General features: G+C 70.6%; 17 protein-coding genes. 9 read left to right on the top strand and 8 right to left on the bottom strand.

The features are described 5' to 3' along the window. Positions 1-129 precede the first annotated feature (129 nt). Complete coding sequence (paaN, locus tag ACTMTI_RS27145) at positions 130-1,776, bottom strand: phenylacetic acid degradation protein PaaN (RefSeq protein ID WP_441123346.1); 1,647 nt, start codon at positions 1,774-1,776, stop codon at positions 130-132. Between the two features lie 129 nt (positions 1,777-1,905). On the opposite strand from paaN, the gene paaK reads away from it, so the two are divergent. Then, positions 1,906-3,201 (top strand): phenylacetate--CoA ligase PaaK, encoded by a 1,296-nt coding sequence (gene paaK / locus ACTMTI_RS27140; RefSeq protein WP_441123345.1) that lies wholly within the window; start codon positions 1,906-1,908, stop codon positions 3,199-3,201. Between the two features lie 25 nt (positions 3,202-3,226). Further along, complete coding sequence (locus ACTMTI_RS27135; RefSeq protein ID WP_441123344.1) at positions 3,227-3,823, top strand: TetR/AcrR family transcriptional regulator; 597 nt, start codon at positions 3,227-3,229, stop codon at positions 3,821-3,823. On the opposite strand, the gene ACTMTI_RS27130 is transcribed toward ACTMTI_RS27135, so the two are convergent. The 4 genes from ACTMTI_RS27130 to ACTMTI_RS27115 form a co-directional block, all read right to left on the bottom strand. Further along, entirely contained in the window at positions 3,812-4,624 is an 813-nt protein-coding gene (locus ACTMTI_RS27130) for a hypothetical protein (protein WP_441123343.1), read from the bottom strand. The genes ACTMTI_RS27135 and ACTMTI_RS27130 overlap by 12 nt on opposite strands. A gap of 79 nt (positions 4,625-4,703) precedes the next feature. Next, positions 4,704-5,003, bottom strand: coding sequence for a DUF4193 domain-containing protein (locus ACTMTI_RS27125; RefSeq protein WP_350807437.1), 300 nt, complete (start codon positions 5,001-5,003; stop codon positions 4,704-4,706). A gap of 309 nt (positions 5,004-5,312) precedes the next feature. After that, positions 5,313-6,581 carry a sensor histidine kinase gene (locus tag ACTMTI_RS27120; RefSeq protein WP_441123434.1) on the bottom strand — a complete coding sequence of 423 codons (1,269 nt, stop codon included), beginning with the start codon at positions 6,579-6,581 and terminating at the stop codon, positions 5,313-5,315. A 38-nt stretch (positions 6,582-6,619) separates the two neighbouring features. Continuing rightward, entirely contained in the window at positions 6,620-7,273 is a 654-nt protein-coding gene (locus tag ACTMTI_RS27115) for a response regulator transcription factor (RefSeq protein WP_441123342.1), read from the bottom strand. A gap of 233 nt (positions 7,274-7,506) precedes the next feature. Here ACTMTI_RS27115 and ACTMTI_RS27110 point away from each other — a divergent pair, with 233 nt between their 5' ends. Continuing rightward, positions 7,507-7,671, top strand: a complete 165-nt coding sequence (locus ACTMTI_RS27110; protein ID WP_441123341.1) for a hypothetical protein — start codon at positions 7,507-7,509, stop codon at positions 7,669-7,671. A 48-nt stretch (positions 7,672-7,719) separates the two neighbouring features. Here ACTMTI_RS27110 and ACTMTI_RS27105 read toward each other — a convergent pair whose 3' ends face one another. Together ACTMTI_RS27105 and ACTMTI_RS27100 are read right to left on the bottom strand one after the other, a co-directional pair. Continuing rightward, positions 7,720-8,508, bottom strand: coding sequence for an inositol monophosphatase family protein (locus ACTMTI_RS27105; RefSeq protein ID WP_441123433.1), 789 nt, complete (start codon positions 8,506-8,508; stop codon positions 7,720-7,722). Next, a complete protein-coding gene (locus ACTMTI_RS27100) occupies positions 8,508-10,484 on the bottom strand; it encodes an alpha/beta fold hydrolase (protein ID WP_441123340.1) in 1,977 nt (658 codons plus the stop codon). The genes ACTMTI_RS27105 and ACTMTI_RS27100 overlap by 1 nt, the downstream gene beginning before the upstream one ends. Positions 10,485-10,561: 77 nt before the next feature. Here ACTMTI_RS27100 and ACTMTI_RS27095 point away from each other — a divergent pair, with 77 nt between their 5' ends. After that, positions 10,562-11,512, top strand: a complete 951-nt coding sequence (locus tag ACTMTI_RS27095) for a ferrochelatase (RefSeq protein WP_441123339.1) — start codon at positions 10,562-10,564, stop codon at positions 11,510-11,512. Here ACTMTI_RS27095 and ACTMTI_RS27090 read toward each other — a convergent pair. Further along, positions 11,503-12,672: a lytic transglycosylase domain-containing protein gene (locus ACTMTI_RS27090; RefSeq protein ID WP_441123338.1), complete on the bottom strand. Its 1,170-nt coding sequence runs from the start codon at positions 12,670-12,672 to the stop codon at positions 11,503-11,505. The two genes, ACTMTI_RS27095 and ACTMTI_RS27090, sit on opposite strands and share 10 nt — an antisense overlap. A 93-nt stretch (positions 12,673-12,765) precedes the next feature. On the opposite strand from ACTMTI_RS27090, the gene ACTMTI_RS27085 reads away from it, so the two are divergent. The 5 genes from ACTMTI_RS27085 to sepH all read left to right on the top strand — a co-directional run bounded on the left by ACTMTI_RS27085 (position 12,766) and on the right by sepH (position 19,904). Next, positions 12,766-13,968, top strand: coding sequence for an MFS transporter (locus ACTMTI_RS27085; RefSeq protein WP_441123337.1), 1,203 nt, complete (start codon positions 12,766-12,768; stop codon positions 13,966-13,968). Positions 13,969-14,023: 55 nt separating this feature from the next. Next, positions 14,024-14,746: a polysaccharide deacetylase family protein gene (locus ACTMTI_RS27080; protein WP_441123336.1), complete on the top strand. Its 723-nt coding sequence runs from the start codon at positions 14,024-14,026 to the stop codon at positions 14,744-14,746. Between the two features lie 35 nt (positions 14,747-14,781). Then, a complete protein-coding gene (locus ACTMTI_RS27075) occupies positions 14,782-16,059 on the top strand; it encodes a D-arabinono-1,4-lactone oxidase (RefSeq protein ID WP_441123335.1) in 1,278 nt (425 codons plus the stop codon). 85 nt (positions 16,060-16,144) lie between these two features. Next, positions 16,145-17,083 carry a protease inhibitor I9 family protein gene (locus ACTMTI_RS27070; RefSeq protein ID WP_441123334.1) on the top strand — a complete coding sequence of 313 codons (939 nt, stop codon included), beginning with the start codon at positions 16,145-16,147 and terminating at the stop codon, positions 17,081-17,083. A gap of 160 nt (positions 17,084-17,243) precedes the next feature. Further along, on the top strand, positions 17,244-19,904 hold the full coding sequence (gene sepH / locus ACTMTI_RS27065; RefSeq protein ID WP_441123333.1) for a septation protein SepH: 2,661 nt from the start codon (positions 17,244-17,246) through the stop codon (positions 19,902-19,904). Positions 19,905-20,040: the final 136 nt, after the last annotated feature.

Raw genomic sequence — 20,040 nt, 5'->3', positions numbered from 1 at the left:
CTCTCCTCCCGTTACCGGTCGTGGAATCCTTTCCCGCTCTCGCGGCCCGGCTCTCCGGCGGCGACCGGGCGGCTCGACCCGCCCCAGCGGATCGCCGCCGTCAGTCGGCGGGCCTGGACCGCGCGCCGGTCATGCCGGTCGCCGGGACTGCACCATGTGGAAGCGGCCCCCCACATATCCGGGATCGGTCAGCGAGGCCGTGGCGGCGGGGTTGGCGCCGGTGCCGTGGTAGTCGCTGAAGGCGGCCGACTGGTTGATGAAGACGCCGCCGGTGAGGTTGCACGACAGGTTGACACCCGCGTCGATGGCCGCCCGTTCGGCCTGGTCGAGCACGGCGGAGGAGGTGGAGTAGGCGGCGGCGGTCAGCGCGCCGCGGGCCTTGGTCGTGCGGTGCAGCACCTCCAGGCTCTCCTCGGTGGAGGCCGTCGGGATGACGAACGAGATGGGCCCGAAGTGCTCCTGCCCGTAGACGTCGGACCGCGCCGCGTCCACCCGTACGATCACCGGTGTCCTGATCACCGCGTCCGGGAACGACGGGTGCTTGAGCGCCCGCGACGGCAGCACCACGTCGCCGAGCGCGGGCGCCTCCTCCACCCGGGCCAGGACGCCGGGGTTGACGATGGCGCCGGTCAGCTCGACCGCGCGGGCGTCGTCGCCGAGCAGCTTGCCGACCGCGGCGGCGAGCCCCGAGGCGACCTCGTCGAAGCTCTTGTGCCCCTCATCGGTCTCGATGCCGCCCGCGGGGATGAGGATGTTCTGCGGCGCGGTGCACATCTGACCGCTGTAGAGGGACAGCGAGAACGCCAGGTTGCCCAGCATGCCGCGCCAGGAGCCGGTGGAGTCGACGACGATCGTGTTGACCCCCGCCTTCTCGGTGTGGACGAGGGCCTGGACGGCGTTGCGCTCCAGCCAGTCGCCGAACTCCGTCGAGCCGGTGAAGTCCACGATGCGGATGTCGGGGTGGGTGGCGAGGGTCTTGGCCAGGCCCTGGCCCTCCTCGGCGGCCAGGGAGACCAGCGCGGGGTCGAAGCCGGCCTCGGCCAGCACCTCGCGGGCGATCCGCACGGTGATCGCGAGCGGCAGCACCGCGCGCGGATGCGGCTTGACGATCACCGGGTTGCCGGTGACGAGCGAGGCGAACAGTCCCGGGTAGGCGTTCCACGTCGGGAACGTGTTGCAGCCGATCACCAGCGCGACGCCCCTGGGCACGACGGTGAAGCGCTTGTCCATGACCAGTGGCTCGCCCTTGCCCGGTTTCTCCCAGCGGGCGTGCGAGGCCGAGGAGGTCATGGCGGCGTAGCCGTACGCGACGGCCTCCAGGGCCCGGTCCTGCGCGTGCGGCCCGCCGGCCTGGAACGCCATCACGAACGCCTGCCCGGTCGTGTGCTGCACCGCGTTGGCCAGCTCGAAGCTGCGCCGGTTGATCCGGTCGACGATCTCGACGCAGGCCAGCGCGCGCCTGTCGGGCCCGGCGTCCCGCCAGGCCGGCATCGCCGCCTTGGCGGCGCCGATCAGGTCCTCCGCGACCGGCTCCGGGTAGGTGACGCCGAGGTCGATCCCGTACGGCGAGCGCTCGGCGCCGATCCACGACCCGGTGCCCGGCTGGTCGAGCGGGAACGGCTTGCCGAGCAGGGACTCGAACGCCGCCTTGCCCCGCTCGGCCGCCCCCTCGCCGTAGACGCGCGGGCTGGGTGACTCCGGATAGGCGCTCCAGTATTCCCGGCTGGCTATCGCGGAAAGGGCTTTCTCCAGCGTCTGGCGGTGCTGCTCGAACATGATGCTCACCCTCTTGACAAGGATCGGCCGGACGGTGAAATGTTTACCGAACATTCGGTCAGTTGCCAAGGGAGACCTGCTGACCGGCCAGGTGATCGCGGAATTTCGCGGCCGGAGCCGGGAGGTGAAGTGAGACTCGGAGATCCCCCATCGCCCGACGAGCTCGACGCGATCGAGCGCGCGTCCCGTGACGAGCTCATGGCGCTGCAGTTGGAGCGGTTGCAATGGACGCTCCACCACGCCTACCAAAATGTCCCGTTTTATCGGCAAAAATTTGACAGTCATAGCGTGCATCCCCGCGACTGCAAGGACCTCGGTGACCTGGCGAAGTTCCCGTTCACCACAAAGGAGGACCTGCGCGAGCACTACCCGTACGGCATGTTCGCCGTCCCCCGCGAGCAGGTGGCCAGGATCCACGCCTCCAGCGGCACCACCGGGCGGCCCACCGTCGTGGGCTACACCAGGAAGGACCTCGACGTCTGGGCGGACGTCATGGCCCGCTCGATCCGCGCCTCGGGCGGCAGGCCGGGCGACGTCGTGCACGTGGCGTACGGCTACGGCCTGTTCACCGGCGGGCTGGGCGCGCACTACGGGGCCGAGCGGCTGGGCTGCACGGTGGTGCCGGTCTCCGGCGGCATGACGCCCAGGCAGGTACGGCTGATCACGGACCTCCGGCCGGACATCATCATGGTCACGCCGTCCTACATGCTGGCGCTGCTGGACGAGTTCGACGCCCAGGGGCTGGACGCCCGCGCGTCGTCGCTGCGGATCGGGATCTTCGGCGCCGAGCCGTGGACGGAGCGGATGCGGGCCGAGCTCGAGGAGCGCTTCGACCTGCACGCCGTGGACGTCTACGGCCTGTCAGAGGTGATGGGGCCCGGCGTGGCCAACGAGTGCGTGGAGAGCAAGGACGGGCTGCACGTCTGGGAGGACCACTTCTACCCGGAAACGGTCGACCCTTTCACCGGCGAGCCGGCGGACGCGGGCGAGCTGGTCTTCACGACGCTCACCAAGGAGGCCATGCCGGTCGTCCGCTACCGCACGCGCGATCTGACGCGGCTGCTGCCCGGCACCGCCAGGCCGGCGTTCCGGCGCATGGAGAAGGTGACGGGGCGGACCGATGACATGATCATTCTGCGGGGCGTGAACGTGTTCCCCACCCAGATCGAGGAGCTCGTGCTGCGCACGCCGGGTCTGTCGCCGCACTTCCAGTTGCACCTGACCCGCCCGGCGCGGCTCGACGTGATGACCGTCAAGGTCGAGGCCCGTCCCGGTGCCGCGGGGCGGGCGGAGGCGGCCGAGGCACTGCGTAACGCGGTCAAGGACACCGTCGGCGTACGCGTGGAGGTCGAGGTGGTGGATCCCGAGACGCTGGAGCGATCGGTGGGGAAACTGAGACGGGTCATCGACAAGCGCCGAGGATGATGCGGCATAAAGGATAATTAGCCATATGTCCACCCCGACCCCCATCCGTCAGCGCAGGCGCGGGCACGACCCCGAGTCCGTGCTCGCCATCGCCGTCGGCGTCTTCAACGAGCGCGGCTACGACGGGACGAGCATGGAGGACCTGGCCAGGGCGTTGGGGGTCACCAAGTCGGCCATCTACTACCACGTGCCGGGCAAGGAGCAGCTGCTCGCGCGGGCGCTGGACCGGGCGCTCGACGGGCTGTTCGAGCTGGTCGCCGACGAGCGGGCGGCCACGGGGCCGGCGATCGACCGCCTCGAATGGGTGGTGCGGCAGAGCGTGCGGATCCTCATCGACCGGCTGCCGTACGTGACGCTGCTGCTCAGGGTGCGCGGCAACAGCCTGACCGAGCAGACGGCCCTGGAGCGGCGGCGGGAGTTCGACGGCTTCGTCAGCCACCTGGTGAAGGAGGCGGCGGCGGAGGGGAGCATCCGGCCGGATCTGGATCCGGCGCTGGTGACGCGGCTGTTGTTCGGCACGGTCAACTCGATCGCCGACTGGTACCGGCCCGCCCGCGGCGCCTCCGTTGACGACCTGGCCGACACTCTGGTCAAGATGACCTTCGGCGGGCTAAGGGGATAGCTCGTCGCGGCGCGGCGGCGGGGGCAGCTTGCCGCGCAGGTCCTCGCGTACGGCCTCGCCCAGCTTCTTGGTCGCCATCCTGTTGAGCGCGCCGCCGGCGACCGCCCCGGTGAGGAATGGGCCGAACGTGGTCAGGTGGCGCCCGAGCGTGCGCATGAGGCGGTTGCGCAGTGCGGTCTTGGTGGCCGCGCCGAGCGCGAGCGATACGGAGGCGGGAGCGAGGGGGTCGATGCCGCGTTGCCTGGCCCAGGCGGCGGTGAACGCGATCGCGCGCTGGGTGCCGGTGCCCTCGACGCGTACGCCGTAGACCTCGTGCAGCTCGGCCAGGAGCTTGACCTCGATCGCCGCCACCACGATGGTCTCCGCGACGAGCTGCGCGGGGGCGGAGAGCAGCAGAGGCGGTGCGGCGAATTCGGCCGCCGCGAGCGCCCCGCCGATGGCGCCGACCGTCATCGTGGCCTTCTGGGCGGTGCGTATCAGGTCGTCGGCGAGTTGCTCGCCGGTGAGGCCGTGGTGGTGCTCGGAGAGGGTGTGGAGATCTCGGATGGGGATGCGAGGAGCGATGTTGAGGAAGACGTCGGCAAGCCAGCGACCGCGGCCCGCGCCGTTCGCGCGCGCCTTCTTCGCCCCGGCGGACAGCGCCTGAGCCAATCGGCCGAGCAGCCTGCGCCGTTCGGCCGGCTCGATCTCACCAGGTCCGGTGAGCCTGCCGACGAGCTCGCCGACCTCGCGATCGGGGTCGGCGATCTCGTTTCCTCGTTGACGGTCCTTTTCGGGTCGGGCCTGCTCTGGTTGGGCCACGCGATGCCTCCGTCCTTGTGGTCGCGACCGCGCTCAGGGTTCGCCGGCTCGAACGCTGTGTCACCCTGAGCCCTGGCGATCAGGCGGCGCACTCCCGGCAGACCTGCTGGCCGTTCTTCTCAGAAGCCAGCTGGCTGCGGTGGTGCACCAGGAAGCAGCGCGAGCAGGTGAACTCATCGGCCTGGCGGGGGATCACCCGCAGGGAGAGTTCTTCGTTCGACAGATCCGCACCAGGCAACTCCAGCGACTCGGCCAGGTCGGTCTCGTCGATGTCGATGCTGCCGGACGACTTGTCCGTGCGCCTCGCCTGGAGCTCCTGAAGGCTGTCCTCACTCAGGTCGTCGTCTGTCTTGCGCGGGCTGTCGTAGTCGGTAGCCATTGTGCTTACTCCATCCCCCTCATCCATATGTCTTCGCGCTCGTCCGCGCGTCTTCTAACGTCCGGGAGTCCCGTCTTGTGCCCGTACCGCCGGGGAGATTTCCCATCGGTACCCCGCGGGAACGGGCAACGAACCTCCCAACACGTCAGGGCGTGCCGCCGACGGCAATGGTTAGCCAAATATGGCGAAACCCACAGCCTTGGCGCCATGCACCACCGTGTTCGACGGCACATCCAACCACATGTGCGCCGAGGACGAGACACCCCTGGTGCATCAACACGCGGGCGAACGTTCCCGGAGCAACACGATTCAGCGTCTCGGCAGCCGAATGGTCACCACTAGTCCTCCGCCCTCACGCGGCACCGCGGCCACGTTTCCGCCGTGAGCCTGCACCACAGCACGGACGATGGACAACCCGAGACCCGCTCCCTTGGCCGATTCCACGCGGTCCGCGTGGAGCCTCCTGAACGGCTCGAACAGGCTGTTGACCTCGTACGCCGGGACGTGCTGTCCCATGTTGGCCACCTGAACAACCAAGGCACCGTCCACCATTCCCGTCCGGATCCAAACTTTTCCGTTTTCGGGCATGTTGTACTTGACGGCGTTCTCCAGCAGATTGCTGACGGAGCGCTCCAAGAGCACGGGATCGCCTACGGTAGGCGCGCTGACCAGATCGGTCGTCACGGTGACCCCGTTTTCCTCGGCGAAGGGCATGACCTGTTCCACGGCCGTCTGAGCGACTTCCTGAACGTCCAGCGGTTTGCGCACCGCGAGTTCGCGCTCGCTCCTGGCCAGCAACAGCAGTCCCTCGATGAGCTTCTCGTTACGCGCGTTGACTTCGAGGAGAGTACGGCCGAGCGCTTTGAGATCCTCGGACGCCTCGGGATCGGACAGGGCGATCTCCAGCACCGTCCGGTTGATGGTGAGCGGAGTTCGCAATTCGTGGGAGGCGTTGGCCACGAATCTGCGCTGGGTGTCGAAGGCGACGTTGAGGCGGGTGAGCATGGCGTCGAAGGTGTCGGCCAGCTCCTTCAGCTCGTCGTTGGGCCCTTCCAGGGCGATGCGCTGGTGGGCGAGCGTGCTCTCCGACAGCTTGCGTGCCGTGGTGGTCATCTGCGCCACCGGCCGCAGCGCCCGGTCGGCGACGAAATAGCCGAGGATGATCGCCAGGATGCCGACGCCCAGCAGGGCCATGAGCGAGCTGCTGAAGAGCGTGCTCTGGGCGGTCTCCACCGCCTGCTGCCTGGCCTGGCTCCACTGGTTCTGGGCGATCGCGGCCATGGCCGGATTGAAGTCCGAGGTGTCCAGCGGCAGCCACGCCTCGGCGATCGCCCTGCCGACGATCGCGTAGATCGAGTAGAGCAGGGCGGCGGCGGCCACGAAGAACAGCAGGCTGTAGCTCAGCGTCAGCCGCCAGCGGATGCTGACCTTGGTGGGGAGCGCCTTCACGCGCTCCATCGCCGTGCGCTGGACCGGCGCGTACGTCGGCGGGGGCGGGCCGTCCCAGGCGGGCGGGCCGCTGGGCGGCGGAGCCTCCTGCACGCGAGTCGCTTTCCGTGCCGAATGCGGGCTGATCATCGGATGCGTCGACCCGGCTTCGCGCTCTGGCCCGTCAGTCACAGTTTGTACCCAACCCCGGGCACAGTCTCGATCACCTGAGGCTCGCCCAGCTTCTTCCGCAGTGTCATCATGGTCACCCGCACCACGTTGGTGAACGGGTCGATGTTCTCGTCCCATGCCTTGTCCAGCAGGTCCTCCTGGCTGACCACGGCGCCTTCGGCGCGCATCAGCTCCTCCAGGACCGCGAACTCCTTCTTGGTGAGCACGATCTCCCTGCCGTCGCGCTCCACCAGCCGCTTGCCCGGGTCGAGGCGGATCCCGGCCCGCTCCAGCACGGGCGGCAGCGCGGGCGCGGAGCGGCGGCCGAGCGCGCGCACCCTGGCGACCAGCTCGACGAACACGAACGGCTTGGCCAGGTAGTCGTCGGCGCCCAAGCCGAGCCCCTCGACCTTGTCGTCCACGTCACCGGACGCGGTCAGCATCAGGATCCGCGAGGCGGTGCGCTGCTCGACCAGCTTGCGGCACACCTCGTCGCCGTGCACGACCGGCAGGTCGCGGTCCAGCACGATCACGTCGTAGTCGATGTACGAGGTCCGCTCGAGCGCGCCGCCGCCGTCGTAGGCCACATCCACCGCCATGGCCTCGCGCCGCAGCCCCGTCGCGATCGCGTCGGCGAGCACCCGCTCATCCTCTACCACCAGCACCCGCACGCCTGGAACACCTCTCTCCGATTTTGGTCACTCATTCTGCCCACAGCCTCGATAAGCGCACGGTAAGGCATGTTCAGGGGTAGGTGACCCACCGGTGAGACAGAGCACAGCGAAATTCATGTTTCGGAGTGACAGCGGGTGGGGTATGCCTGCGGAACACCCATTGCTCGGACATCAGTCGGCAATGGGCATATTTCGCCCTTGCACGGACGAACCCCTAGAGAGTAGGTGAGATGGGCGAGTTCACGACCACGATCGAACACCGCCTCGACCAGGCTTATAAGGGCCTTCGGGAGGCCCGTAACGTCGGCGACGACTACCTCGCCGACACACTCACCGCCGAGATCGAGGATCTGCGCCGGTTGGCCGACGATCACGGCGTCCCGCTGCCCCGCTAGCCGCGAGAAACGGCCGGAGCCGCCGCTCCGGCCGTTTCCCTATGCGCCTCAGGCGTCGCGCTCGGGGTCGAGCGACACCAGCAGGTCGTGCAACTCCTCGAACAGCCCGGGAGCCGCGCAGAGCGCGAACTCGGGGCTGACCGGCTTGCCGCGCAACCCGCCGAGCCGGGCTCCCGACTCGGTGGCCACCAGGCCCGCGGCGGCGTAGTCCCACGGGTTGATGCCCCGCTCGTAGTAGGCGTCGAGCCGGCCGGCCGCCAGCTGGCACATGTCGATGGCGCACGAGCCGCCGCGCCTGATGTCGCGCACCCGCGGCAGCACCGCCGCCACCACCTGGCCCTGGACGGCGCGCCTGGCCACCCCGTAGCCGAATCCCGTCGCGACCAGCGCCTGCGACAGCGGCACCCCGGTGTTGCAGCGCAGCCGCTCGGCGCCGAGCCAGGCGCCCTCGCCGCGCGCGGCGGTGTAGACCTCGCCGCGCGCCGGGATGTTGACGACTCCGGCCACCACCTGGCCGGCGACCTCGACGGCGATCGACACCGCCCACTCCGGCAGGCCGTACAGGAAGTTGACGGTCCCGTCGATGGGGTCGACGATCCAGCGAACCTCGGACTCCCCCGGATCTTCGCCGCCCTCCTCGCCGAGGATCCGGTCGCCGGGCCTGGCCGCCAGGATGCGCTCGCGGATGAGCTGCTCCGACGCCGTGTCCAGAGCGGTGACCACGTCGGTGGGGCTGGACTTGGTCTCGATCTCCTCGGACATGGTGGGGCGCTTGGCCAGCAGCATCTCTCCCGCCTCGCGGGCGATGTCCTCGGCCAGTCGCAGGAAGTCGGTCATCATGCCACCGAGTCCGGACGCTTCCACTCCTGGCCGAGCACGTGCTGGGCCAGGAACGCCAGCACGGTCTCGTACCAGGCGACGGCGTTGCCCGGCTTGAGAATCCAGTGGTTCTCGTCGGGGAAGTACAGGAACTTCGACTCCACCTCGCTGCGCCGCAGGTCCCACCACAGGCGCAGGGCCTCGCCGATCGGCACGCGGTAGTCCCGGTCGCCGTGGATGACCAGCATCGGCGTGGTGATCTTGCCGAGGGCGTTGTGCGGGGACAGCAGGTCGTACCGCTCGGAGCCGGGCTCGCCGAACTCGCGCTGCCAGTACATCGAGACGTCGGTGGTGCCGGCGAACTGGTCGAGGTTCCACAGCGAGGCGTGGGTGACGATGGCCTTGTAGCGGTCGGTGTGGCCGGCGAGCCAGTTGGCCATGTAGCCGCCGTAGGAGCCGCCCATGGCGGCGATGCGCTCGCTGTCGATGTCGTCCCTGGCCAGTGCCACGTCCACGATCGCGTCGAGGTCGGCCTGGGTGCGCGGGCCCCAGTTGCCCCAGCCGCGATCGATCATGTCCTGACCGTAGCCGGTGGACAGGCACGGGTCCGGCATCAACACGGCGTAACCGTGCGCGGCCATGATCCACGACTGCCAGCGCCACTGCCAGTCGTTCCAGGAGCCGAGGGGGCCGCCGTGGATCCACAGCACGAGCGGTGCCGGGTCCTCGGCGGAGGCGCCTTCCGGCAGCACGAGCCAGCCGCGGATGGTGGCGCCGTCGTCGGCGGTGGCGGAGATCTCGGTCAGCGAGCCGCCCACCTCGGGGCGCGGCACGGGCGTGGGCAGGTCGGCGATCTCGCCGGTGGCGACGTCGATGCCGGCCGGGGCGGGCGCGAGGGCGATGCCGCTGCGCAGGGCGTACACGAAGCGGCCGTCGGCGGAGGCGTTGAGCCCGAGGTAGGCGGCGTCGTCCTGGGTGAGCCTGGCCACCTCCCCGTCGAGCGGCACCCGGAAGATCGGGCGGCGGCCCTGGAAGTCGGCGGCGACGTAGACGGCCGAGGAGTCCGGCGCCCACTCGATGTCGGCGGCGAACAGGTCGGGCGCGTACGCCCGCCCCTCACCGGTGGCCAGGTCGGCGATCCACAGCTCACTGCGGGCCGAGACGTCCAGGCCGGTGAACCGATCCCGGGAACAGGCGATCTTGCCACCGTCCGGGGAGACGGCCAGCGGGCCGGTGAAGTCGTAGCGGTCCGCGCTGAGGAGCACGCGCCGCTCGCCCGTGGCCACGTCGATGGCCACCAGGTCGGTACGCCACTCGCCCTTCGGCAGCTGCGTCCGCCACGTCGTGATCACGGTGGCGCCGTCGGGCGTCAGCTCGAAGGTGACCTCGTGCAGCGCGTCGCCCGCGTCGGGGGTCAGGTCGCGCACGTCCTCGAGGCGGTCCGCGCCGAGCCGCGCCGCGAACAGCCTGGCCCGGCCGGGGCCGAGGTCGTGGTCCCAGTAGCGGACCGGGGAGCCCTCGTGCAGGATGGCGCTGATCCCGGCCTCCTTGCGGGCCTTGCGCTTCTCCTCGTCGGCCGCCTCCTCGCCGGCGAGCACGTCGGAGACGAACACGACGACGTCGGCCGCCGTACGGACCGCGCCGATCCCGCCGGGCCTGGCGGCCACCTGGCGGGCCTCGCCGCCCGCGCGGGGCAGCAGCCAGAGCGCGGGCACCTCGTCGGTGGAGTCCTTGACAGTCGGGTCGGGGCGGGCGGAGGTGAACAGCACGTCGCCGGCGTCGGTGAAGACCGCGGCCGACTCGCCCTTGGCTGAGCGGGTCAGCCGGTACGGTTCGCCGTCGAGCGGGATCGCCCAGAGCGCGGTGCCGTACGACTTGCCGTCGGGGTTGAGCGACTGGACCACCGAGACCAGCCTGGAGCCGTCAGGGGAGAGCCGCAGCGAGAGAACGCGGGGGATGGCCACATAGTCACGTATGTCGTTGAATGCGCTCACTCGATCGAACCTACCGCGCGACAAGGACAACCGCTCCCCCAGACGAGGGCGTTCCCTCGCGCGTCTAGGGTTGTCACGTGGGAACTTACGACGCTGTGCTGGTCCTGTCGTTCGGGGGGCCCGAAGGGCCCGACGACGTGCTGCCGTTCCTGGAAAACGTCGTGCGGGGCCGCGGGGTGCCGCGTGAGCGGCTGCTGGCGGTCGCCGAGCATTATCAGGGCTTCGGCGGGGTCAGCCCCATCAACCAGCAGAACCGCGAGCTGGTCGAGGCGCTGCGGCCGATCGCCGGCGTGCCGGTCTACTGGGGCAACCGCAACTGGCACCCGTTCGGCGAGGACACCGTGCGCCAGATGAAGGCCGACGGCATCCGCAAGGCGGCCGTCTTCGCCACGTCGGCGTTCGCGGGCTACTCCAGCTGCCGCCAGTACTACGAGGACATCGCCAGGATCTCCGTCGAGGGCGGCCCCGAGCTGGTCAAGATGCGGCACTTCGGCGACCACCCCGGGTTCGTGGCCGCGATGGCCGACCACACCCGCGCGGCGCTGGAGCGGCTCGGCCGCGACGACGCCCGGCTCGTGTTCACCGCGCACAGCATCCCGGTCGCGATGGCCGAGACCGCGGGCCCGTCCGGCGGGCTCTACGAGGCGCAGCTGCGCAGGAGCGCCGAGCTGGTCAGCCAGGCGCTCGGCCGCACCGGGCCGTGGGACCTGGTGTGGCAGTCGCGCAGCGGCCCGCCGCAGGTGCCGTGGCTGGAGCCGGACGTCTGCGACCACCTGCGCAAGATCGACGCCGGGTCGGTGGTGCTGGTGCCGATCGGGTTCGTCTCCGACCACATGGAGGTCGTCTACGACCTCGACACCGAGGCCAGGCAGGTGGCCGCGGAGATCGGCCTGCCCATGGAGCGGGCGGCGACCGCGGGCACGCACCCGCGTTTCGTCCAGATGGTGCGCGAGCTGATGGACGAGCCCGAGCCGGTCCCCTGCCCGCTCACCTGCTGCCCGGCGCCTCAGCGGAGGAGTCACGCATAGGTCTTCGCGTACGCGGCGGCGATGCTCATGACCTTGTTCACGTAGTCCCACGAGTGGTTGTAGAACCAGATCGCCTTGCGTAACTTCTCGCCGCCCTTGCCGGCCCCGTTGGCGCACAGATAGTTGGCCGCGCCCGGCACCGCGTCGTACGGGCTCCAGATGTCGGCCTTGCCGTCGCTGTCGCCGTCCACGCCGTAGTGCTTCCAGGTGGCGGGCATGAACTGCATGGGCCCGAGCGCGCCCGCGCTCGACGGCCCGTTGTTGCGCCCGTGCCCGCTCTCCACCTGCCCGATCGCGGCCAGCACCGTCCACGACAGTCCGGGGCAGCGGGTGGCGGAGGCCTTGTAGAGCTCCAGATAGCTGCCCGGCCGGCCCACGGTGACCGGCTGCGGGGTCTGCCGGGTCGTCTTCGCCTTACGGGCGGCCGCGTCCAGCGTGACGACCTGGGCGCCCTTGCCGAGCAGCTTGCGCACCCCCGACTCGCTGATCTTGCCCGGCTTGCCGTGCAGCAGCACCGCGACCCCCGGCGCGAACCCCAGCGACCTGCCCAGATCAGCCCCCACCAGCCCGTCCACGCCGTGCAGCCCGAGCGCGGCCGAGGCCGCGACGCGCAGCCTGGGGCCGCCGTCCACCTGGTACATGGCGCCCAGGATCATCCCGAACTCGCGCATGGCGCTCGTGTCGGCCACCAGCTCGCCCCTGGCCAGCGCGCTCCACAAGGCCGGCTGGTCGGCCACCGGCTGGGGCGTCCACGAGCGGAAGTCGGCCGGGTCGACGGCCAGCAGGTTCAGCGCGGTGCCCGACACCTTGACCGCGCCCGCGTCCACCACGATCACCTTCTGCACGTGCTTCAACTGGCCGAGCGCGAACCTGGTCGGCTTCGGCACCGCGGCCGGGGCGATCGCCAGCACGCGCGGCGGGGTCACGGTGACGCCGGGACCGCCCGCGCCGAAGTCCTTGACCGGCTCGGCCGTCGGCACGAGCTGGTCGAGCCGGGGTGCGGCCTGTTGTTGCTTTCGAGGCGGCTTGCGTACCTGCTCTTGAGCGGGTTTGACCAGGTCATCGCCAAGGAGCACGACAAGCCCGCCGACCGCGGCGGTGACCGCGAGCACGGCGGTGACCATGAGCATGACCGCCCGGAAGGAGGGAAGACCCGACACTCGGGACACGTTAACCCAAGCCGCCGATAAACGACTTGCCGTCCACATAGTCGGTGCGGGATGGTTAGGCCGCGAAAGTAAGGGGGAAACAGGGTGGTCGGGCCTTACCGGGGACTGTTCGAGGGGCCTGGCATCAAGGCCTTCGTGCTCGCCGGTTTCGTGGGGCGGATGCCGATGTCCATGCTCAGCATCGGGATCATATTGCTGATCACCGCGCTCACAGGCTCCTATGCCACCGCCGGTGCGGTCGCCGCCACCATGACCGTGGCCTTCGCCGTCGCCGCCCCGCTGTCCGGGCGGCTCGTGGACAGGCTCGGGCAGAACCGGGTGATCCCCCCGTTCGCCATCGTCAACGCGATCGCGCTGGCCGCCCTGATGCTCAGTGCCGGCCTGCGGCTGCCGGAGTGGACGCTCTACGCCAGCGGCCTGGTGGCGGGGGTCACCTCGCTGTCGCTCGGCTCGCTGGTGCGGGCCCGCTGGTCGGTCATCCACGGCGGCACGCACAAGCTGCACACCGCTTTCGCCTTCGAGTCCGTCGTCGACGAGGTCGTCTTCGTCACCGGGCCCGCCCTGGTCACGGTGCTGGCCACCGGGCTGAGCCCGTACGCGGGCCTGGCCGCGGCGCTGACCTTCATGATCGTCGGAAGTCTCGCGCTGGCGGCGCAGCGGCGCACGCAGCCGCCCGTCCAGGAGACCAGGTCCGCGGACGGCACGCCCATCCTGATCCCCGGCATCGCCCTGCTGTCGGGCGTCTACCTGGCGATGGGGGCGGTGTTCGGGTCCGTCGACCTGATCACGGTGGCGTTCGCCGACGAGCGGGGGGTGAAGTGGGCCGCGGGATTCCTGCTGGCCTCGTTCGCGGGCGGCTCGATGGTGTCCGGGCTCTGGTTCGGCTCCCGGCACTGGCGGATCTCTCTGCGGAGCCGGTTCATGCGGGCGCTGTGCGCGTTCACACTGGGGCTGGCGCCGATCGTGTTCATCGGCAACACGTGGATCATGGCGGGCGCGCTGTTCCTGGCCGGGTTCGCCATCTCGCCGACGCTCATCACCGGCTTCTCACTCACCGAGCGGCTGGTGCCGCCGTCCCTGCTCACCGAGGGCATGGCGTGGATCTCCACCTCGGTGGGCTTCGGCGTGGCGCTGGGCGCGTGGGCGGGCGGGCGGCTCACCGAGGCGGTCGGCGCGTCCGACGCGTACCTCCTCTCGCTGGGCGCGGCGTTGCTCGCCGCGGCCGTGGGGATCGGAGGTTCGAATTTCCTGAGACTTCCCGAGGCTCCTTCACCCGCGGAGAGATGATCCGATACCGTCGGTGCATCCCTCGCAACACCCATCACTCTGGAAGCTTCTACTAATGTTCCGACAAAGCACTTCACTCCTGGCTATCGCGGCTGTTTGCCTCACCCTCGCCCCGGCGCCCGCCTTCGCCCAGGCTCCCAAGAAAGCCCCAGTCGACTGCGAGCAGGTCAAGTGCATCGCGCTGACCTTCGACGACGGACCGGGCAAGTACGCCGGCACGCTGCTCGACACGCTGAAGAAGTACGACGCCAAGGCGACGTTCTTCCTGGAAGGCCAGTACGCCAAGAGCCGTCCTGCCTTCGTCAAGCGCATGGTCGCGGAGGGCCACGAGCTCGGCAACCACAGTTACAGCCATCCTGACTTCACGAAGATCGAGCCTGCGGCCATCAGGAGCGAGATCCAGAAGACCCAGGACGCCATCAAGAAGGCGGCGGGCGTCGAGCCCAAGCTGCTGCGGCCGCCGTACGGCATGGCCGACCTGCAGGTCTCCGACGTCGCCGCCGAGTTCGGCATGCCGATGATCCTGTGGACCGGCGGCTCGGAGGACTGGGCCAGCAAGAACGTGGACGCCATCAAGAAGAAGACCCTCGAGGTCGCCGAGCGCGACGGCATCATCCTCATGCACGACTGGGTGAAGCAGACCGTCGACGCGATGCCCTCGATCGTCAAGACGCTGCAGAACAAGGGCTACCACCTGGTGAAGGTCTCTGACATCGTCAAGCGTCAGAACCTGCAGCCCGGCGACATCTTCCCGGTTCCGGCAGGCTGGGAAAGGTGAGTATCGTTCACCTTTAATCGAGTGAAGGGGTGCTCATGGTGTTCGTGAACTGGGCGCGCAACCAGTCGGGCACCCCTGTCGAGGTGCGTACCCCCGCCTCCGTGCCGGACGTCGTACACGCCGTGCGGGACGCGGCCGCCGTGGGGCGGCGGGTTCGCATGGTCGGCACGGGCCACTCCTTCACGGGAGTGGCCCTCACCGACGGCATCATGCTGCGACCGCAGGCGCTGACCGGGATCAGGTCATATGCGGACGACCGCGTCACCGTGCTGGCGGGCACTCCGTTACGGGTGCTGAACGAACTGCTCGACGCGCGCGGGCTGGCCTTGGCGAACATGGGCGACATCACCGAGCAGACCGTCGCGGGCGCCATCCAGACCGGCACGCACGGCACCGGGCGCGACAGCGGCGGCCTCGCCGACCAGGTCGCCGAGCTGGAGCTGGTGCTCGCCGACGGCTCGGTGGCGAGCGCCGCTCCCGGCGACGACCTGTTCGACGCGGCCAGGGTGGGGCTGGGTGCGCTCGGGGTGCTGACGGCCGTGACATTCCGGGTGGAGCCCGCGTTCCTGCTGCACAACCGGCGGCGCAAGATGGCGCTCAGCGAGATCCTCTCCTCGCTCGACGAGCTCACCTCCGCGAACGAGCACCTCGACTTCTTCTGGCTGCCGCACACCGACGCCTGCCTGGTCAAGACCAACAACCGGCACCCCGGCCCGGCCCAGCCGCCGAGCGCGGCCAAGCGGTGGATGGACAACGTGCTCCTGGAGAACACGTTGTTCGGCGCGGCCTGCGCGGTAGGGGCCCGCCTTCCTGGGCTGATCCCGCGGATCAACGAGGTCAGCGCGGCGGCGCTGGGCGACTCGGAGGCGGTCGACACCTCGTACAAGATCTTCACGGCGCGGCGGGACGTGCGCTTCCTCGAAATGGAGTACGCCGTGCCGCGCGAGCGTCTCGCCCAGGCGCTGCGCGAGACCCGCGACCTGATCGACCGCATGGACTGGAAGATCACCTTTCCGGTGGAGGTACGGGTCACGCCGCCCAGCGACGCCTGGCTGTCCACCGCGTACGGGCGGGCGTCGGCGTACGTCGCCTGCCACATCTACCGCCCGACCCCCAACCCCGCGTACTTCGAGGGTGTGGAGGAGATCATGACGCGGCTGGACGGGCGGCCGCACTGGGGCAAACTCCACACCAGGGACGCCTCCTACCTGAGCAAGGTCTACCCGCGCTTCGCCGACTTCGTCGCCCTGCGCGACCGGCTCGACCCGCGCCGCCTGTTCGCCAACGACTACCTGGACGTCGTCCTCGGCTAGTTTCGGTAAAGAACTGGCTCATGTTGGGGTGGGCGGGCGTGTCCCGTTACCGGGATGGGCAGGGGGGCGGGCACCCTCGTCACTCGTGTCCCGACGACTCGGCCTGCCCTCCGTATACCTCGCCGCGGCCGTGGCGACGGCCGTCACGACCGCCGCACCTCTCGCCATGACGCCCGCTTCAGGACTCGCCCTGCGCCCCGCAACCTCCGAACCCACCCGGCCCTACATCGTCACCGCGCGCAGCAGGGCGGCCGCCCGCGATCTCGTCGGCGAGGTGAGGTGGCGGGTGCGGCGTTACTACACGGCCGCGCTACCCGGTTTCGCCACCTTCCTCACCGCCGCCGAACTTTCTTCCCTACGCGCCGACCCACGGGTGCGCGCGATCGAGCCCGACCGCGAGATCCACCCCATGACAGAGAGAGCCGCCCGTCCCGTCGCCGGCCAGGCCACCGGTGCGGGCACCACCGTGTACGTCGTCGACAGCGGCATTGACGTGGCCGAGTTCGGGGACCGGGCCTGGCGCGCCTTCGACGCCACCGGCGGCACCGGGCGCGACTGCACCGGACACGGCACGCGGGTCGCCGGCCGCGTCCATGCGATCGCGCCCCGCGCCGGGATCGCCTCGGTACGCGTGATCGGCTGCGGCGGCGCGGGCACGCTGGCCGACGTGCTGGCGGGCCTCGACTGGACCCGCAGGCACGCACGCGGCCCGTCCGTCGCCGTCCTCTCCCTCGACGGCGCCGACTCCCCCGCGCTCGCCACCGCCGTACAGGACCTGGTGCGGTCGGGCGTGTTCGTCGTCGCGGCGGCCGACACGGGCGCCTGCCGTGTGGGGCGGGGCGGCGCGGCGTACTCGGCGTTCGCCCCGCACATCGCGGGGGCCGCCGCCGGCTTCCTGGAGCACCGTCCCACCGCGGACCCGGCCATCTTGGCGTCCCGGCTCAATTGCACTGCGGCCGGCGGCGCGATTCGCCAGAATCCGTTGAGGGCCTCTAACCTCCTCATGCGCGACGGCGGGCTCTAGAGGGATGGAATCGACAAATGTGACCGGCGTCACATCGCCCCGGGCCTATCCCATGAAGGCGATGTTCGGACATGCCGGGTACGGTGCTGGCAGGCAACCGGCACACGCGAGAGACTCAAGGGTCCGGGGGAAGAATGGCGACGCTGACGAAGGGACTCGCATGCAGGAGCTCCGACTCGTCGCGGTGAGTGAGGACGGCACCTATCTCGTGCTGGCTACTGCCGGGCGAGGTACGCGCTTCACCCTTCCCGTGGACGACCGGCTCCGTGCTGCCGTCCGCGGCAACTTCTCCCGTCTCGGCCAGTACGAGATCGAAGTGGAGAGTCCGTTGCGCCCCAAGGAGATCCAGGCCCGCATTCGCGCCGGAGAGACCGCGGAGGAGATCGCCGCGACCGCCGGAATCCCGGTCGAACGCGTCCGCTGGTTCGAGGGGCCAGTGCTGCAGGAGCGGGAGTACGTCGCTCAGCAGGCGCAACGGGTGGCCGTGCGCATGCCCGGGGAGTCCGCCCCGGGACCGACCCTCGGTGATCTCGTCGCGGAGCGGCTGACCAGGCGCGGTGTGCCCACGGACGAGATCGACTGGGACTCCGCCAAGCGCGACGACGGCCTGTGGCGGGTCAATCTCGGCTACGTGTGGAACGGTCACACGCGGCACGCCGAGTGGCTCTTCGACCCGCGCAAGCGCCACGTGACGCCCCACGACGACGAGGCCATGCGCCTGTCCTCGGCAGACTTCGACGCCGAGCCTCCGGTGGTCGAGGACACGACGGTGACGCCGTTCACTCCCCGCGTGGCCAAGCTCCAGCCGGTGCCGCCGCTCACCTCCGACGCGCTGCCGTTCCCGGGTTCGGTGCGGCGCGAACCCGAGGAGCCGGCGGTCGGCTACAACCCGCCGTCCCGGTCTTCGGAGAGCGGATACTCGCGTGCGCCGGAGGTGCCGTCGCGCGAGGCGCCCTTCGACCGCGCCGCTCCCCCGCGCGAGCCGGCGCCGGACGCGTCATCCGGCACGCCCGACCCGAGCCCGCGTCAGGATTCGCCGTCCCGCGAGTCGGCGTTCCGGCAGGAGCCTCCGTCGCGCGAATCCTTCCGGCCTGAGCCGCCTGCTCATGAGACCGGTCATGCCCGTCCTGGCGAGACCTCCTCTCGCCGCGGCGGGTCTTCGCCATGGCTGCCCGATTTCGGGACCGGCCGTGCCGGCGAGCGCGACAGCGACGCCATCTACGCTCCCGCCACGCCCGCACCCGGGGACTCCCGTACGTCCTCGCGACCCGCCGCCGAGGAACCGCCCGCCGCCGCCCAGGAGCGCACCACCACCGGCGATCAGGGATCCGGTCGCGAGCAGCACTCCACGCAGGAGCATCCTCCTGCGCAACCTTCCGCACAGCCGCAACCTTCCGCCCAGGCACAGCCAGCCGTGCAGGCGCAATCTTCCGCACAGGCACAGCCAGCCGTGCAGGCGCACACGTCGCCGCAAGAGCACACGCCGCAGGAGCAGGTCGCCGCGCAGGCCCCCGCCTCACCGGCCGTGCAGCCGACCTCGACCACGCAACCGGCCGCCGCACAACCGGCCGCTCAGCCGACCTCCACGGCGCAACCGCCCGCCCAGCCTGCCTCCGCCACACAGCAGGTTGCCGCGCAGCCGGCCGCTCAGTCGGCCTCCGCCACACAGCCGGCCGTCGAACCGGCTCCCGAGGCGCAACCAGCCGCCCCGGCCAAGGCCGACACGCAGGTGAGCGTCGCCACCGAGCCGGTCTCCGAGCCGGACGCGACCGCGGCGCAGACCCCTGCGCGCGCCGAAGCGACCGCCGAGCCCTCCTCGGCAACGGACGAGCCGGCCGCCGCCCGCGCGCCGGAAGCGACTGTCAGCACGGCACCGGACGCTCAGCCGCCGATCTCCATCCCGGCGCCGGCTCCGGCTGCCGAGTCAAGCCCCGTCACCGCGCCGACGCCCGCCGCCGAACCGGCCCCCGCCACGGAGCCGACGCCCGTCACGGAGCCGACGCCCGTCGCCGAACCGGCCCCCATCGCGGAGCCGACGCCCGTCACAGGGCCGGTCGTGGCCTCGCCCGCCACCGCCGCGCCCGCCGCCGAGCCGACCGCTTCGTCCACCGCGACACCGCCTAGGGCTGAGGCCGACACCGACGTAGCTCCCGCCACGCCGCCTACCGCCGAAACCGGTACCGACGCAGCCCCTGCCACGCCGCCTACCGCCGAAACCGGTACCGACGCAGCCCCTGCCACGCCGCCTACCGCTGAGGCCAGTACCGACGCAACTCCCGCCACGCCACCTGCCGCCGACGCCGACGCAGCCCCTGCCACGCCGCCTGCCGCCGAGGCCAGCGCTGCCGCGTCGCCCAGTGCTTCGTCTGCTGCCGACCCGGCTCCCGCCGTGGACGTCACCACTCCGTCGGACGCCCCTGTCCCAGGGGCGGATGGACCGGCAAAGGTCCCTGACCAGCCGGCGGCGGCCGCGGAGCCCAAGGTCGAAGCCGCGCCCGCCGAGACGCCGGAGGGTGTCAAGGACGACGCGGCGCAGGACGTACCGGATTCGAAGGCCGAAAGTGAGGGCGACGAGCCTGCGACGCCCGAGCCCGTGCAACAGGCCAAGCCTCCGGCGCCCAAGCCCAAGCCCGCCCCCGTGGAGCCCAAGGTGCCGGCGGCGCGGACAGGCAAGGGCAAGGCCGAGGAAGAGCAGGCCGTACCGGTGCCGTCCCCGCCCCCCGCTCCGGCCGCCCGCCAGGCGCGCAAGGGCTCCAGGGGACGCCGGGCCTCGGTCCCGACGTGGGACGAGATCATGTTCGGCGCCCGCCGCCAGGACTGACCTCGCCTACCGGACCGGCACCCGGACCGGCCGCGCCTTCACCGGCGGCAGACCTGCGTCTGTCGTCCGGCCCTTCGCCGATGCCGTGGCGGCGCCCGTCCTCAAGACCGCCATCCGCCGCCACACCGCAACCACC

The sequence above is a fragment of the Nonomuraea sp. H19 genome, from assembly GCF_052068215.1.
In the GTDB taxonomy this organism is placed as follows: Bacteria; Actinomycetota; Actinomycetes; order Streptosporangiales; family Streptosporangiaceae; genus Nonomuraea.
The sequence above is the reverse complement of the archived record's forward strand: the minus strand, read 5'-3'. Positions and strand labels throughout refer to the sequence as shown.